Below are 16,216 nucleotides of genomic sequence, written 5' to 3'. Positions count from 1 at the left end.
TTTAATTTTTCCATCTAAAAGTCGAGATCAATGTATCAATATCGGTCTTTATAAATTTTACTACCGGAGCAATAGAATCATATTGCGGTCGCTCGTTAAAATACAAAGCGCCTCTAAAATAATGTTTGGCACTATCAGTTAAAAAGAACTGAACTGAAGAAGCTGTATTCCCTTCAATGGCATAATAAATGCCATAAACTTTTTGTTTTGGGTAATTGATGATGCGTTGATCAATTGCACTTGCCTTTATCGTGTGTTTAAAAGCCAGTTTTCTTGCATCTTCTACCATTTCATCATATTCGCCTTTACCAGAAACATCATAATAAGTGAGGTGCAAATAGCCATTGAATTGCTTAAAATGGAGGTTATACCAATTTGCTTTGGCATCCCTGCTTTGATCTTGCTCTACAGTTGCATAGGTTGGGTACTCAAATTGATAAGGAACAGGCTTCGAAAATTCAGTGTATGCTTTCTTTGGGAATTCAATTCTATAATAACCTTTAGGTTTTGGGCTATAATCGTTATTCTGACAAGCGGCAAAGCATAAAAGCAATATAAAAGGAAGAAATATTAACTGTTTAATTTTCATCATATGATTGGCATAGAAATTTGATCCTCCAAAATCGGGATTCCTTTTTGTAATGACGATAAATAACCGTTATTTATTCCAAATTGCCCAAGCTTTTTCAGCTTGCTTGTATAACATTTCCAGGCCATTCTTAATTTGAGCGCCCTGTGCCGCAGCTTTTGCTAAAAATGCAGTTTCTAATGGATTATAAACTAAATCGTAAGCTAAATGTTCGCTCCCCAACTGTTTATAATCAATGTCAGGACAAGTATCTACATTTGGCGACATGCCTAATGGAGTGGTATTAATGAGCAATTTATGGCTGTTTAAAATATCCGAAGTAATTTCTGAATATAAAATTGCACCCTGAACAGGCTTGCGAACTACAATTTGGTATTTGATACCAAGCTTTTCCAACACATATTTAACAGCTTTTGCCGCCCCTCCATCACCGAAAACTAAAGCCTTATCATGTTGGGTACCAAGCAAAGGTGTTAACGATTTTTCGAAGCCATAAGCATCGGTATTGAAACCTTTTAAATAAGTTTCGCCTTCAAACCCTTTTATACAAATACAATTTACTGCACCTATTTTTTCAGCCGCCTCTTCGATCTCATTTAAAAAGGGCAGAACATTTACTTTATGAGGTATGGTTACATTTAAACCGCAAAGCGATTGATTTTCGTTCAGAAGATCAGCTAAAAACTTAATATCTTCTATCGGAAAAAGTTCATATTGGTGATCAGCAATCCCTTCGTTTAGAAATTTTTCAGTAAAATATTTTTTAGAGAAAGAATGAGATAACGGGAATCCGATTAGGCCGTATGTTTTCATAAGCAAATGATACATCATTTAAAGTATGAAGCAATCTTATGATATAGATCACTTCATTTCTTGCCAATGATGATGTATTTATTTAGTTTGATTTAGGAAATAGTCAAAAGTATCTCCACGTAAACCTAAACGAATGGTTTCTAATGGAATAACTTCTGCCGGTGCGATGTTGCCCAAGTTTACATTACTTCCAATTAATTTAATAAACCAAACTTGTTGTTCTTTTTGAGGCGCTTCCCAAATGATGGTTTCCTCAGGAATTTGAGTTAGTATTTCATCAACTAAACCTTCACGTACCTCTCCGCTTCCACGGTAAATACCAACATTTCCACCCTCACGAGCTTCTGCAATTACTTTCCAGGAGCCAGCCTGAATTTCTGCCTGCATTAATTTGATCCATTTGTACGGCGCAAAAATTTTCGCCGCATCCTTACTTCCAACTTCAGAAATTACAGTTACCTGTTTAGATAATTCGCTAATGTAATTGCATTTCAAATCATGTTCAATTTCGATTGATCCATCAGAAACTTCCGCATATTCCATTCCATATTGATCTAGAATACGTTGATAATCTTCAAACTGGTTACGAATAATAAATGCTTCGAAAAGCGTTCCACCGAAATAAGTTGGAATGCCTGCACTCTTATATAAAGCTAATTTTTCTTTAAGATTTGGGGTAACATGTGATGTAGCCCAACCTAATTTTACGATGTCTGTATAAACGCCGGCAACTTCAATAAAATCTTCTACCTGGCGAAGGCTTAATCCCTTATCCATAACCATAGTGTAGCCGCTTTGGCGTGGTTTAGATGGACGTTCGGGAACGTTTAATAATGGGTAATTCATATGCGTACAAAAGTGAAAAAAATTTTGAGATTTATTTGTTAAATTTTTCTCACAAGGCTGTTACCTAATATATCGGTTTATCACGTTGATAATGGCACTGTTATCCTGCAGTTGCGGCAAATATTCAAACAAAATATAATGCTTATCCGGGTCGGTTGTTAAAGCAGTTTCCAAATAACCAAGCGCATCGGCATAATTTCCCATTGCAAAAAGGTAGGCAACCATGCGGTAATACAATTCGGCAGCATCAGGGTTATTTTTAATTGCCTCTGCTATCGTTTCCGATGCCTCCAACAATTTCCCCTGCTCATAAAGTACTGTACTAAAATCTAACCATGCCTCAACATCAAGCGGATTATATTCTAAAACTTTCTCGTAAGCAGTAACAGATTCTTCAATTTGGCCAAGTTTGTAATAAGCATCTGCCATGGCGAACCAAAAATCAGCGTTTTCAGCTTCTAAATCGATGGCTTTTTTGTAAAAGTGCAGCGATTCAAAATAACGTTCTTCATGATTTAACGTTACACCAATTCCAAACCAGGCATCAGCCATTTTCGGATCCATTTTTACCGACTTCTTGTAGTAGGATCTGGCTTCATCCATCTTTTCAAGCTTTTCATAACACTCGCCCATTGCACAATAAGTATCTGCGTTTGGCTGCTCATACTCAAAAGTTTGCTTGTAAACTTCTATTGCTTCATCGTATTTGTCCAATTGAACCAGGGCATTCCCTTTATTGAAATATGCTGAGCTAAAATCTTCCTTGATCAGTATGGCATAATCGTAAGCATCAATTGCTTTCTCAAAAAGATTAAGCTTATGGAAACTGTTTCCCAGGTTATACCAGGCCGCATAAGAATAAGGATCAGTATCAATATATTGCTGATAAAATTTAATACTTTCCTCTTGTTTGTCAAGCACATCATAACAGAAAGCCAATTCGTATAAGCCGTCTTGGTTTTCCATATTTTGCTCTAAACTTAACTTGATATAAGTAATTGCACTTTCATAATCGCCCATACTTTGGTGTACGTATGCAATTTGCAGCAAAATCTCATCCGTACTTTCGGCAAGCAATAAAGCTTTTTCATAATTTTCTAAAGCTTCGCTAAACCGTTCGGTATTTTGAAAAATATTACCACGAAGCAAATAAATGTCTGGTTCTGATGGTTCCAATAATTCGGCCTTTTGTAAAGAGATAAAAGCCTGTTCATTATTATTGGTTAAAATAAAAAGATGCGCTTGTTTGATCAAAAATACAGTTGCATACGGATGCTGACTGATCGCAAAATCAACCACTTGCAATGCTTTTACCGGATCATTTTTTTCGATGTAAAAATCTACAATGTATTCGAAAGCGCCGGCATCGAAAAAATACTGATCCTGATTACGGAGCATTTCTTCGTAACGTTCCACAGAGCGTTGTGCGTCTTCGTTGGATTCAAAAAAGAATTCTTCTTCCATATCTAATAACTATTAAAGAACCGTGCCATAAGCAGAAAAACACATTATAATTTTACTGATTTTAATTATTCATTTTATAAATAATTATTAACATAAAATGTTAAAACAATCGTAAATAGCTGAAAATAAAGCTAATTGAATGTGATTAAGATGTCTGAATAATCAATTGTTTTATCAACATCGCGGTTCCTTTTCCCTTCTATTACAAAAATAATATAAATTTAGTGTAGTAACGTAATCGAGAAGTCATGAAAAGATATGCCATTTTTGCCCTATTTGTATGTATATTAAGTACAAATGCATTTGCTCAAAATGAGGAAGATGCTATTAAAAAAGCAGTGAATAATTTATTCACAGGAATGAAAAATAGTGATAGCACGCTGGCAAAATCTGCTTTTGCACAAGATTGCATCATGCAGACTATTGTGAATAAAAATGGTGTCGCTTCTGTGCGTACAGAAAAATTAGATGGTTTCTTAAAATTTATCGGTACACCAAACAAAGAAAAATATGATGAGCGAATCGTATTTACAAAAATTTTAATTGATGGTCCTTTGGCTTCGGTTTGGACTGATTATAAATTTTATGTTGATGAAAAATTTTTACATTGTGGCGTAAATTCTTTCCAATTGATTAAAGGTGATAAAGGCTGGAAAATTGCATACTTAATTGATACAAGGAGGAAAGAAAATTGTAATTCATTAGCTCAATAGTTATTGGTTTAAATAGATTTATTTATAAAAAAGCTCCACAGATTTACATCTGCAGAGCCTATTCTTTTTAAATATGCTTACTCCTTAGCTAAATCCGCAGCTGCTTTTTTAAATATATCAGCCTGTTTATTTAAATTCGTTTTTGCATCGCCACTTGCTGTTGAAGCTTGTTGCGATTTACCTTGAGCAGTTGCTGCATAAGCACTTGAAAGTTGTTTGTTCAAATAACTTTGCAGTTTTAAACGCTTAATAGCATCGCTAATATTTTTTACACCTTTTTCAGTAACAACAGGATTGGTATTTGCCCTTAAGTATTGGAAGTATTGACCAATTACGCCAAAGATTTTATTTCTGTCACCCGTGGCCAGAATGTTATCGTAAAAAGCCTGGTTTTCATCTTTTGGATCACTTACATATAATGATGCAATTGATGAAGCAATGTGGTCTTTTGTATCTTGATCCAAGGTAGAAAGAGCAACGCCTCCTTCTTGAGGAGCCAATTTTGATAATCCTGCAACCGAAGCAGCAATTACCTTGTACGATCTATCCTTAACTCCATCGACCAATAGCGCTTTATAGGTTTGATCTCCTGTTTCTGCTAATTTTGAAATCGCGGCCGCTCTTGCTTCTGTATTTTTATCCGTTTTTGCCATTTGCAACAGAATTGGCAAAGCAGCTGCTTTAATTTCAGCATCGTCTAAGTTTAAACCTTCAATACTTAAGGCTCGCAAATCTCCAGATTTATCTTTCAAAGCACCTAACAAAATCTGCTGGCCGCTTTTAGCTTTACTCTGCATAATAAACTGTAAAGCCTCAATTCTGTTGGCGTAAGTTGGTGCATTTTTATACTGAAAGTAATAATTTTCTGCAATCTTATTGTCGTTGATTTCGCCCACAATAATTTTATCTGCATCAAAATCGATCAACTCTGGTTTGGCACTTACATCGAAAGAAAAACTTTGCTCACGGCTATTAATTAAAATTTCTTTGGTAATTTTTTGTCCGCCGGCATAGATCACAACTTTAACAGGCAAAGTGAAAGTTTGCACAGCTGTATCTTGCGTTTGCTTTACATTAATTGTAGCTTTTCCATTGCTATAGCTATAATCGACGGCTAAAATTGGATGCCCGCCAGCGTAATACCATTGATTAAAATAAGGACTCCAATCTTTACCAGTAATGTCTTCCATGGCTAAACGTAACTGATGGGTTTCACCATTTTTAAAGGCATTTGTTGTTAAATATTTGTTTAAACCTTTATAAAAAGCAGCATCGCCCATTTGATTTTTCATTGCATATAAAATAACCGAACCTTTCGCGTAGCTGATATTATCAAACATGTCTTCTTTATCCTTGTAATAAAAACGGGCTAAAATCGGGCTTTCGCCGTTTTTGGTAGAACTGATATAAGACTGAAGTTTTTCGTAACGAGATTTATCCTCCGCATCTTTTCCTTCATCATAGCCATGCCAAATGATTTCTCCAAATGTGGCGAAAGATTCGTTCATGGTGAGATTAGACCATGATTCTGCTGTAACATAATCACCAAACCATTGGTGAAAAAGTTCGTGAGCAATAGTTCCTTCTTCGTTTCCATCCAATAACTCACGGTCGGTTTTTTGAATATGTTCTCCGTGAAGTGTTGCTGTTGTATTTTCCATTGCGCCCGAAACATAATCTCTAGCTACAACTTGTGCATATTTATTCCATGGATAATCTACACCTAAAATGTCGCTGTAGAATTTCATCATTATTGGCGTTTTACCAAAAATCTGTTTAGCAAAAGGCGCATATTTTGGCTCCAGATAATAGTTTACTTCTTTGCCTTTGTAGGTATCTTTTGTGATTTTGAAATCGCCAATGGCCATCATAAATAAATATGGCGAATGCGGTAAATCCATTTTCCAGGTATCGGTTCGGGTACCATTTGCATTCGGTTTCTGACTCATCAATTTACCGTTGGATAAAGTGGTGTATTTCGACTGAACCGTCATTGAAATTTCTTGAGTGGTTTTTTGATCAGGCTTATCAATAGTTGGGAACCACGCCGATGAGGATTCGGTTTCACCTTGCGTCCAAATTTGGATGGGTTTATTTTTATCAGCGCCATCTGGATTGATGAAATATAACCCTTTTGCATCAGTGATTGCAGCACTTCCCTGCACTTTTAATTCATCAGGCTTGGCTGTGTAGGCGATGTAAATAGTATATTTTTCTCCGTTGATGTACTTTTTATTCAAGGTTATTTTCAGTTTGTTATCACTGTAAGCATACTTTAAAGGCGTATTTCCTTTTGATCCAACTAAAGCAACATTTTTAATATCCATACCTTGTGCATCCAGCGTCAGAGAATCTGTTGCGTAAAAATGAGGCTTCAATGTTATCCATGCTTTACCATATAAATATCGTTTTGCGTAATCAAAAGAAACATCAAGTTTGGTATGTACCAGATCATTAATTTTTGTTGGTGTTACACGATACACAGATAAATTTGCCGATTTGTCTGCTGATTTTTCTTGCGCTAAAAGGGTGCTTGCCATAAAAACGGAGACGAGCATGGCGCTGCAAGCAAAAAATTTTTTATTCATATTTTAAAATTTAATAAGGCTATTGCGTTTAAAGCAATATATTAAGAATTGTGACAAAGTATAGTGTCAAATGTAACTTGCTTTATGGTAATTTTTTGTTTTTTTGTGTAAATCGTTAGATATATGAATACAGATATTCAATCCATTTTAAACAACCTTGGTGTTACAGAAAGCAATGCTGCATTTAGCACCGGAAGCAATTGGGGAGGCGAATCGAATGCAGAAATTCTAGAAAGTTTTTCCCCTGTTGATGGTAAACTTATTGCAAAAAGCAAAGTTGCAACTACTGCAGATTATGAAGCAATTATCGCCAAAGCCCAACTGGCCTTTGCAGATTGGAAAACCGTTCCGGCACCCAAAAGAGGAGAAATTGTTCGTCAGTTTGGCGATGCATTAAGAGAAAATAAAGATGCTCTGGGTACTTTGGTTTCTTATGAAATGGGGAAAAGTTTGCAGGAAGGTTTTGGTGAAGTGCAGGAAATGATCGATATCTGCGATTTCGCAGTGGGCTTATCACGCCAGCTTTACGGATTAACCATGCACAGCGAACGCCCGAGCCATCGCATGTACGAACAATGGCACCCGCTAGGAATTGTAGGAATAATTTCTGCTTTTAATTTTCCTGTTGCAGTTTGGGCCTGGAATTCGGCACTTGCTTTAGTTTGCGGAAACGTTTGTATTTGGAAACCATCAGAAAAAACACCATTAACAGCAATTGCTTGTCAGCATATTATTGCCAAAGTTTTTAAGGCTAATGATGTAGCGGAAGGTGTTTGCAATTTAATTATAGGAGATAAAATTGTTGGCGAATTAATGACAAATGACGGTCGGGTTCCATTGATCTCGGCAACTGGGTCTACACGAATGGGTAAACAGGTAGGTGCCGCTGTTGGTGCCCGTTTAGGAAAAAGCTTGTTAGAATTGGGTGGAAATAACGCCATCATAATCTCTGAACATGCTGATTTGGATATGAGTTTAATTGGTGCTGTTTTTGGTGCTGTTGGTACCGCCGGGCAACGTTGCACATCAACAAGAAGATTAATTATTCACGAGAGTGTGTATGATACTTTTAAAGAAAAACTGGTAAAAGCTTACGATCAGCTACGCATTGGCGATCCGTTAGATCAAAATAATCATGTTGGTCCATTGATTGATACCGATGCTGTTGCTGCTTATCTTGATTCGATACAGAAATGCAAAGCCGAAGGTGGAAAATTTGTGGTTGAAGGTGGTGTTTTAACTGGCGATCATTACAGCAGTGGCTGTTATGTTAAACCTTCTATTGCTGAAGTTAAAAATGATTTCAAGATTGTACAGCACGAAACCTTTGCACCAATTTTATATTTGATTAAATATAAAACTCTTGATGAAGCAATCGCATTACAAAATGGTGTTCCGCAAGGTTTATCATCAGCTATTATGACTTTAAATTTGAGAGAAGCTGAACAGTTTTTATCAGCAAAAGGATCTGATTGCGGCATTGCAAATGTGAATATAGGTACATCTGGAGCAGAAATTGGTGGTGCTTTTGGTGGCGAAAAAGAAACTGGCGGTGGCAGAGAAAGTGGCTCGGATGCGTGGCGTGCTTACATGAGAAGACAAACCAATACCATAAACTATTCTAATACATTGCCATTGGCGCAGGGAATTAAGTTTGATTTGTAGTAAAAAATTCGTCATTGCGAGGCAAGAAGCAATCTTAAAACGATCGCTATACTTTTAATCCCAATGCATTAAGATTGCTTCGTGCCTCGCAATGAAGTGACAGTAAAAAATAATATTAAAATGGAAAACATATCAGGAAAAAATGCTTTGATTACTGGCGCCGGTAAAGGCATCGGAAAAGCGATTGCTATTGCCTTAGCTATAGAAGGTGTAAACGTAGCAATAGTGGCCAGAACCAAAAGCAGTTTAGATGAATTGGCTGCAGATTTGAAACAATACAATGTTAAAATTGCAGTGACTATAATGGATGTAAGCGATATGAATTCGGTTAATGAAGCCGTAAAAGCGGTTCAATCTGAGTTGGGCTTTATCGACATTTTGATTAACAACGCTGGTATCGGCAAATTTGCTAAATTTTTAGAAATGGAACCAACAGACTGGCAAAATGTAATACAAACTAACCTATTAGGCACATATTATGTAACCAGGGCGGTGGTGCCTGAAATGATCGAAAAACAAACTGGTGATATTATTAACATTTCAAGTTCATCTGCTTTTAGTCCGGCAGCTGTAACCAGTGCATATTCAGCATCAAAAGCAGCCATTAATGCTTTATCAGTTTCATTGATGCAAGAAATGCGCAAGCACAATATTCGCGTAACGGCTTTATCGCCAAGCACAACCGCCACTGATATGGCTATCGACTTAAAATTGACAGATGGCAATCCCGATAAGGTAATGCAACCAGAAGATTTGGCCGAATTAATTGTATCTCAATTAAAGTTAAATAGAAGAGTGTTTATTAAAGATGCTGCTGTTTGGTCTACAAACCCATAAAAACAAAAAAAGTTACTAATCCATAATGGTTAGTAACTTTAACTTAAAATTTATGATGGATTATTAGAACAACTTTTCTAATAAGTCGGTCTTAATTTCATCGTAGCGAGAATTATTATTGCTGGCCAAAACCGGTTGAACAGCTACTTTTATGTTACTTTCCTGTGCTATAAAATCGTTCATTTTAATTTTCGATGTTGCACCCATTACTACCATGTGGTTTTCGGTAGAGCCATCTAAAGTTAAGCTCGCACCATCATTTACTGTGGTTGATAAATTAACAGTGTTTGATTTGATATTTGCTGTTGCATGATCATTCAAAACCACATCCAAATTTAGTAAATTGAATTTTCCTGACATTGTAACTGTTGAGTTATTCGATGCCTCGATGGATGAAACATTATTTACATGCGCTACTACGGTTAACATATTCTTATCAAAAGAACTTATTCTTAATTCAGCTCCTTGTTGCTGCACCAACGCATTTTTAGTATAATAAGCATCGTAAACTTCAACACTTTCTTTGGCATCCTGAACAAGAATTAATTTAACATTACCACTCACTACAATTTTGCTGATGTTTTTAACGTGAGTTAAAGCAGTATAGCTCGAGTTGTTTTCTGCAGCTTGTGCTGTCAAGGTTGCGCCGCTTAAAGTAACCATTACCAATGCTGCTGCGAATAAATTTTTGATAGAATTTTTCATGATCTTAATATTTTATGTTTGACAAATCTTTTTTTTAAAACCCTATTAATTAGGCGTTTTCTGTAAATAAGACGTGGGCAAGCTTAAAACGTTTCAGGCAAAACCGAAGCTTTATACCAGGGTGTTGTATTTATAGACGAACGCCTTAATTGTGTAGACCAAAAATGATTGGTTGATGGCAGCCAATATGTAATGTAATGATTTGGAGATATTTGTTAAAAAAGGTTAAAGCGTATAACTTAACTAACATATTAGTTTTATATTCGGCAAACAAAACTAATCAGATCTATGAAACGCCTTCTCCTATTGCTGTGCAGCATTGTGCTCTTAAATTTTAGCACAAAGGCACAAGTTTTACATTCCATGAAAGGAAGAACTATCGATACCGCATCTACAACTCTTTTAGCAGGATCGACAATTGCCATCTTAAATTCGAAAGATTCTACACTCGTAAAATTCACCCGATCGGCAGAAAACGGAACATTTGAACTCAATGGAATTAAAAACGGAAAGTTTATTCTATTGGTTTCCTATCCAAAATATGCCGATTTCGTTGATCATTTCACGCTTGATTCTACCATCCAGAACAAAGATTATGGTAAAATAAATTTAACAGGTATGGCAAAAATTCTGGCCGATGTAATTATCAAAGGAAACAGAAACGCCATCAAAATTAAAGGAGATACCACCGAATTTGATCCAAAGGCTTTTAATATTGAACCCAATTCGAAAGTTGAAGATTTAATTAAGCAGTTTCCAGGTATCCAAGTGGATAAGGATGGCAAAATAACTGCTCAAGGTAAAGCTGTACAAAAAGTATTGGTTGATGGAGAAGAATTTTTCGGTGATGACCCCACTTTGGTAACTAAAAATCTTCGGGCAGATATGGTTGAATCTGTTCAATTATATGATAAAGCCAGCGACCAAGCGAGTTTTACAGGCATAGATGATGGCGAAAAAACCAAAACCTTAAACGTTAAGCTAAAAGAAGATAAGAAAAATGGTTATTTCGGAAAAGTGCAGGGCGGTTATGGAACAGATGATTTTTACAATGGTCAGTTTATGTTCAACAAGTTTTGGGGTAAGAAAAAATTCTCTGCGTATGGTATTTTAGGAAATAATGGAACAGTTGGTTTAGGCTGGGATGATCGAGATAAATATGGTGGTTCGGGCGGAATGACGATGAGTGATGATGGCGGAATGTATTTCAGCAGCAGTGGCTCGGATGATTTTGACAGTTATGATGGACAATACAATGGTCAGGGAATTCCTGTTGCCCGCACTGGTGGTTTACATTTCGATAGCAAATGGAACAAAGACAAAGAGTCGCTAAACACCAATTACAAAATAGGATCAATTAGGGTTAAAGGCGATAGAAATACCATCAGCCAAAACAACTTAAGTTCTGGTGTAATTAATAACGTATCAAATCAATATACAGATAATGATATGTTTAGGCAGAAGTTGGATGCAACTTACGAAGTAAAACTCGATTCGACACTGACCTTAAAAGTGAATGTAGACGGAACCTTAAAACAGAGCAATACTTTTAACGATTTTAATACTTCAAGTACTGATGGAAACAATGATTTGCTAAACACCACGAAAAGATCCTTAAAAAATAAAGTGGATGAGCAAATGTTTAACATGAATGCTTTGTTTACCAAAAAATTCAAAAAAAAAGGCCGTACACTTTCATTAAACTTAAATCAGGCCATTACAAAAAGTAATAGCGATGGGTACTTAAATTCTGCAAATAGCTTTTTCGAAACCACAGGGAGAAGAGATAGTTTAATTAATCAATACAAAGTTAACGACATTACCAACAGTGCTTTCAAATCGAATTTGGCTTACACAGAGCCATTATCAAAAACCATGACTGTTATTGTTAACTATGGCTTAAGTTTGATGAACGGAAAATCTGATCGTAAATCTTTCAATCAATCGGCTAGTGGGAATTACGATATTTTAGATACTGAATTTAGTAACGATTACGAATTAGATCAAATTATCAATGCTGGTGGAGCAATCTTCAACTACAAAAAAGGCAAAACAGTAATCAATTTCGGATCGAAATTTAGCGGTGTAAATTTTAAACAAACTGATTTATACAACAACAAAACTTATGATCGTAATTTTGTGAATTATATGCCGCAAGCATCATATCAGTATAGGTTCTCTCAACAAAAATCTTTCCGGTTGAGCTACAGTGGAAATACAAACCAACCATCATTGGATCAAATTCAGCCGATTCGGGTAAACACCGATCCATTGAATATTTCTTTGGGTAATCCAGATTTGCGACCATCTTTCAGAAGTAATATTAATGCAAGTTATAATTCGTATAAAGTATTAACCAACCAATCTGTTTGGCTAAGTGGATCTTACACTTTTACTGCAAATCCAATTGTGAGTGATGTGACAACTGATGCTTCTACAGGTAGAAGTAGCTACAGAGCAGTAAATATTAACGATAAAATGTCGACCAATTTTTACGCTTATGCCCAAACCAGTAGAAAAATAAATGTGATTGATATGAATGCTGGTATCGGTTTAAATGCGAATGGCAACTCTTCGTACAACTACATTACTACTATAAACAATGGAGTGGCTACAACAGCGCTTAATAACACAAAAAATTATAGTTATGGGCTAGATATAAACGTGAATAAATATGTAGATAAGAAGTTTAACTTTTATTCACGTTTTGGTCCAACTTACAATATCTCAAGAGCCAGCGTAGGTAATTTTGGTAACAGCGACGGTTGGGGCTGGACTGGTTATGCTTCTGGAAATGTTCAATTACCTGCTAAGTTTGAAATTACAACCGATGCTCAATACGAATTCAGAGGTAAAACACAAACCTTTAACGAAACCTTCTCCCGTTTACTTTGGAATGCTTCGTTAACTAAAAAGTTTTTCAAATCAGATAACTTAAAACTCATGATGACGGTAAACGACATTTTAAACCAAAATGTTGGCTTCGATAGAACGGCTTATAATGGAAATATCACCCAAAGTAGCTACACCACTATCATGCGTTATTTCATGTTCTCGATAATATGGGATTTTAATAAAATGGGCGGCGGAATTAAAACTTCAAAATAATAATCATGAAAACTACATTTAAATATATCATCCTATTTGCTGTTATTTTCATCAGCAAAACTATACAAGCGCAAAATGTTCACTTTGTACAAAATGGCGTAATTGAGTTTGAAAAAAGATCGAACATGTATGCTTTAATCAAGAAAAAGATTAACAAAGAAAACGAATCATGGATTCTCCCTGCATACGAACAATATAAAAAGAACAACCCTCAATTTAAAGTTTCGAAAAGTATCTTAAGTTTTAATAAAGATAAAAGTTTATACAAATGGCCTCCCGTTGATGAGGTTATGAATAATAATTGGGTGAGCAGAGATATTTTTTCAGACTTGAAGAATACCATTTCAACTGATTTTGATACTCAAAGTAGTATCACGCAAAAAAGCATCTATGAAGAAACCTATTTGGTTAAAGATAGTGTGCGTAAAATCAATTGGAAAATAACGGATGAAACACGCGAAATAGCTGGTTATGAATGTCGTCGGGCGAATGCAATCATTATGGATTCGGTTTATGTGGTGGCATATTATTCCAACCAAATTGCAGTTTCAGGCGGACCTGAATCTTTTACAGGTTTGCCAGGAATGATTTTAGGATTAGCACTTCCTCATGAAAACATGACATGGTTTGCAACAAAAGTTACTGAAACAACAATTCCAGAAAAGGATTTAACCCCTCCGGTTAAGGGTAAGCCAACAGATAATAAAGGATTAACGGCTATTGTAACTAAAGCATTTAAAAATTATGGACCTGAAGCCTTGGCCGAACTCAAAGTTTACTCCTTTTAACAAGGGCTAACTTTAGAAGTTAATACCTAAATTGGTGCATCAATATCAATTGTGATGTATCAGGAATTATTTATCCATATTAATAAATTTATAGATTTGAGCAGTGAAGAGCAGGATATTCTTGCCTCACTACTCAAATCTTTTTCTTTTAAAAAGAAGGCTTATTTGCTCGAAGCCGGAGAAATTTGTCGTGCCAATTATTTTGTGGTAAAAGGATGCCTTCGTCTTTATTTTATCGATATAAAAGGTGTGGAGCAAACCACTCAATTTGCTATAGAAAATTGGTGGATTTCTGACTTAACCAGCTTCATTTTTGAGAAACAATCAGATTTCTATATTCAGGCTGCTGAGCAAACAGAAGTAATTGCTATTGAACATCATCACTATGAAGAAATGTTTGATAAACTTCCAAAACTAGAAAAATACTTTAGATCGATTTACCAAAAACTCCATCAGGCTTCACAAATCAGAATTAAATACCTTTACAGCCTAACCGCCGAAGAAAGGTATACCAGTTTTAATAAATTATTCCCCGAATTTGTGCAACGCATTCCACAATATATGTTGGCTTCTTATCTTGGTTTTACACCCGAGTTTTTAAGTAAAATAAGGGCAAAAAGGTAGGTTAAAGCGCAAAGAATTACAAAGGAAAATGTTGATTGTGAAGTACATAAAACTTTACATTTCTTTGCGAAAAATTTTGTGTTCTTTACGGTTAAATCATTTCTTAATCTACATTAAGTTTTTTGATTTCATTCTTCCAGATCTTTACATCGTAATCAAAAAATTAAGAAAATGGAAAATAGAATTAACATTCAAAAAGTTGAACCAGCAGCTTACCAGGCCATGTATGGTTTAGAAAAATATTTATCAACCAGCACTGTAGATCCTATCCTTTTGGAGCTGATTAAAATGCGTGCTTCACAAATAAATGGTTGTGCTTTTTGTTTGAATATGCATGCTGCTGATGCCCGTAAAATTGGCGAAACAGAACAACGTTTATATCTTTTGAATGCCTGGAGAGAAACTACCTTATTTACTAAAGAAGAACAAGCCGTTTTGGCTTTAACAGAAGAAGTTACTTTGATCAATAACCACGTTTCTGATGAAACATATAATAGGGCTGCCAGCTTTTTTGATGAAAAAACACTATCGCAAATCATTATGGCCATTGTAACCATTAATGCCTGGAACAGGATTGCTATTACCTCAAAACGGATGGTTAGCTAAAGCTAAGTATAAAGGCACTAAGTAAAATTTAGTGCCTTTACTTTTTATATTCAGTGTTAATTTTGGTCAGGGCATTATAAACCAACTTCGCTATTTCTTTAGCTCCATCAGGTTGAAAATGGGTATTGTCTTTTTGCCCTTTCGGATAAGCTTCGTACTTCCCAGAATCTAAATTCATGAAGTAATTTTTCGTGACAAAGTCGTTTCCTTTTGAGGTAAAAAATACTGCTGAAAGAGATGTTAAATCTATTACTGGCACCTTTAGTTCTTCCGCAACATCTTTTACAGCTTGAGGATATTCTCCATGTGCGCTGCCAAGCTTGCCATCTTTCCAGGGATAATTTCTTGTAACTGGTGTAATTAAAATTGGAATAGCACCTTTCGCCCTCGTTTCTTTTATATACATCCTTAAAAAATCTTTGTAACCTGGAATATCTACATAACGTTCAGGCTTATCTTTTGCGGCATCATTATGTCCAAACTGAATTAAAACCAGATCGTTTTTCTGTAGAGAATGAGCAACTTCTTTCCAGCGCCCTTCTTCAAAGAAAGTACGCGTACTTCTTCCCCCTTTTGCTTTATCAATAACAACAGCACTATCACTCTTTATTAATTGATGAAGATTTTTAAGATGATCTCTATCTAAAAACTGCTGAAAAACTTGTCCCCAACCCATTAAAGGAAAACGTTTTTGTTGATAATCTTTTTCCAAAGAATAATCAGCTACGGTGGAGTCGCCGATCAGGTAAACCTTTACTGGTTTTGGCTGGAGTTTAAAAGCCATCAAGGTGATCGAAATAGCTGTTGTAATAATTATAAATCTATATATTTTCATACGTTGATAAAGATCTGTGCGAACACAGACTTTGG

14 protein-coding genes are annotated in these 16,216 nt (G+C 35.6%); 7 read left to right on the top strand and 7 right to left on the bottom strand.

The window, feature by feature from the left end:
- Position 1: 1 nt before the first annotated feature.
- The 4 genes from LUA91_RS08735 to LUA91_RS08720 form a co-directional block, all read right to left on the bottom strand.
- A complete protein-coding gene (locus tag LUA91_RS08735) occupies positions 2–589 on the bottom strand; it encodes a gliding motility lipoprotein GldD (protein ID WP_231425818.1) in 588 nt (195 codons plus the stop codon).
- 69 nt (positions 590–658) lie between these two features.
- The gene (locus LUA91_RS08730; RefSeq protein ID WP_231425670.1) at positions 659–1,402 is read right to left on the bottom strand and encodes a shikimate dehydrogenase; all 744 of its coding nucleotides are present in this window, start codon (positions 1,400–1,402) and stop codon (positions 659–661) included.
- A 78-nt stretch (positions 1,403–1,480) separates the two neighbouring features.
- A complete protein-coding gene (locus tag LUA91_RS08725) occupies positions 1,481–2,248 on the bottom strand; it encodes a phosphosulfolactate synthase (RefSeq protein ID WP_231425669.1) in 768 nt (255 codons plus the stop codon).
- Positions 2,249–2,308: 60 nt separating this feature from the next.
- Positions 2,309–3,712: a tetratricopeptide repeat protein gene (locus tag LUA91_RS08720; RefSeq protein ID WP_231425668.1), complete on the bottom strand. Its 1,404-nt coding sequence runs from the start codon at positions 3,710–3,712 to the stop codon at positions 2,309–2,311.
- 248 nt (positions 3,713–3,960) lie between these two features.
- Here LUA91_RS08720 and LUA91_RS08715 point away from each other — a divergent pair, with 248 nt between their 5' ends.
- Positions 3,961–4,425, top strand: a complete 465-nt coding sequence (locus LUA91_RS08715; RefSeq protein ID WP_231425667.1) for a nuclear transport factor 2 family protein — start codon at positions 3,961–3,963, stop codon at positions 4,423–4,425.
- Between the two features lie 77 nt (positions 4,426–4,502).
- On the opposite strand, the gene LUA91_RS08710 is transcribed toward LUA91_RS08715, so the two are convergent.
- Entirely contained in the window at positions 4,503–7,013 is a 2,511-nt protein-coding gene (locus tag LUA91_RS08710) for a M1 family metallopeptidase (protein WP_231425666.1), read from the bottom strand.
- A 123-nt stretch (positions 7,014–7,136) separates the two neighbouring features.
- On the opposite strand from LUA91_RS08710, the gene LUA91_RS08705 reads away from it, so the two are divergent.
- Positions 7,137–8,678, top strand: coding sequence for an aldehyde dehydrogenase family protein (locus LUA91_RS08705; protein ID WP_231425665.1), 1,542 nt, complete (start codon positions 7,137–7,139; stop codon positions 8,676–8,678).
- Between the two features lie 120 nt (positions 8,679–8,798).
- A complete protein-coding gene (locus LUA91_RS08700) occupies positions 8,799–9,515 on the top strand; it encodes a 3-ketoacyl-ACP reductase (protein ID WP_231425664.1) in 717 nt (238 codons plus the stop codon).
- Between the two features lie 63 nt (positions 9,516–9,578).
- On the opposite strand, the gene LUA91_RS08695 is transcribed toward LUA91_RS08700, so the two are convergent.
- Positions 9,579–10,220, bottom strand: coding sequence for a GIN domain-containing protein (locus LUA91_RS08695; protein ID WP_231425663.1), 642 nt, complete (start codon positions 10,218–10,220; stop codon positions 9,579–9,581).
- 363 nt (positions 10,221–10,583) lie between these two features.
- On the opposite strand from LUA91_RS08695, the gene LUA91_RS08690 reads away from it, so the two are divergent.
- The 4 genes from LUA91_RS08690 to LUA91_RS08675 all read left to right on the top strand — a co-directional run bounded on the left by LUA91_RS08690 (position 10,584) and on the right by LUA91_RS08675 (position 15,346).
- Positions 10,584–13,328 (top strand): outer membrane beta-barrel family protein, encoded by a 2,745-nt coding sequence (locus LUA91_RS08690; protein WP_231425662.1) that lies wholly within the window; start codon positions 10,584–10,586, stop codon positions 13,326–13,328.
- Positions 13,329–13,333: 5 nt separating this feature from the next.
- Positions 13,334–14,116 carry a GLPGLI family protein gene (locus tag LUA91_RS08685; protein ID WP_231425661.1) on the top strand — a complete coding sequence of 261 codons (783 nt, stop codon included), beginning with the start codon at positions 13,334–13,336 and terminating at the stop codon, positions 14,114–14,116.
- A gap of 54 nt (positions 14,117–14,170) precedes the next feature.
- Complete coding sequence (locus LUA91_RS08680; RefSeq protein ID WP_231425660.1) at positions 14,171–14,740, top strand: Crp/Fnr family transcriptional regulator; 570 nt, start codon at positions 14,171–14,173, stop codon at positions 14,738–14,740.
- 171 nt (positions 14,741–14,911) lie between these two features.
- Complete coding sequence (locus tag LUA91_RS08675) at positions 14,912–15,346, top strand: carboxymuconolactone decarboxylase family protein (protein WP_231425659.1); 435 nt, start codon at positions 14,912–14,914, stop codon at positions 15,344–15,346.
- A 37-nt stretch (positions 15,347–15,383) separates the two neighbouring features.
- Here the strand turns inward: LUA91_RS08675 and LUA91_RS08670 are convergent, their stop codons facing one another.
- Entirely contained in the window at positions 15,384–16,181 is a 798-nt protein-coding gene (locus LUA91_RS08670) for a rhamnogalacturonan acetylesterase (protein ID WP_231425658.1), read from the bottom strand.
- Positions 16,182–16,216 lie beyond the last annotated feature (35 nt).

This window comes from Pedobacter sp. Leaf250, from assembly GCF_920984735.1.
In the GTDB taxonomy this organism is placed as follows: domain Bacteria; phylum Bacteroidota; class Bacteroidia; order Sphingobacteriales; family Sphingobacteriaceae; genus Pedobacter.
Note: the sequence above shows the minus strand (reverse complement) of the source record. Positions and strands in the feature narration are given on the sequence as shown.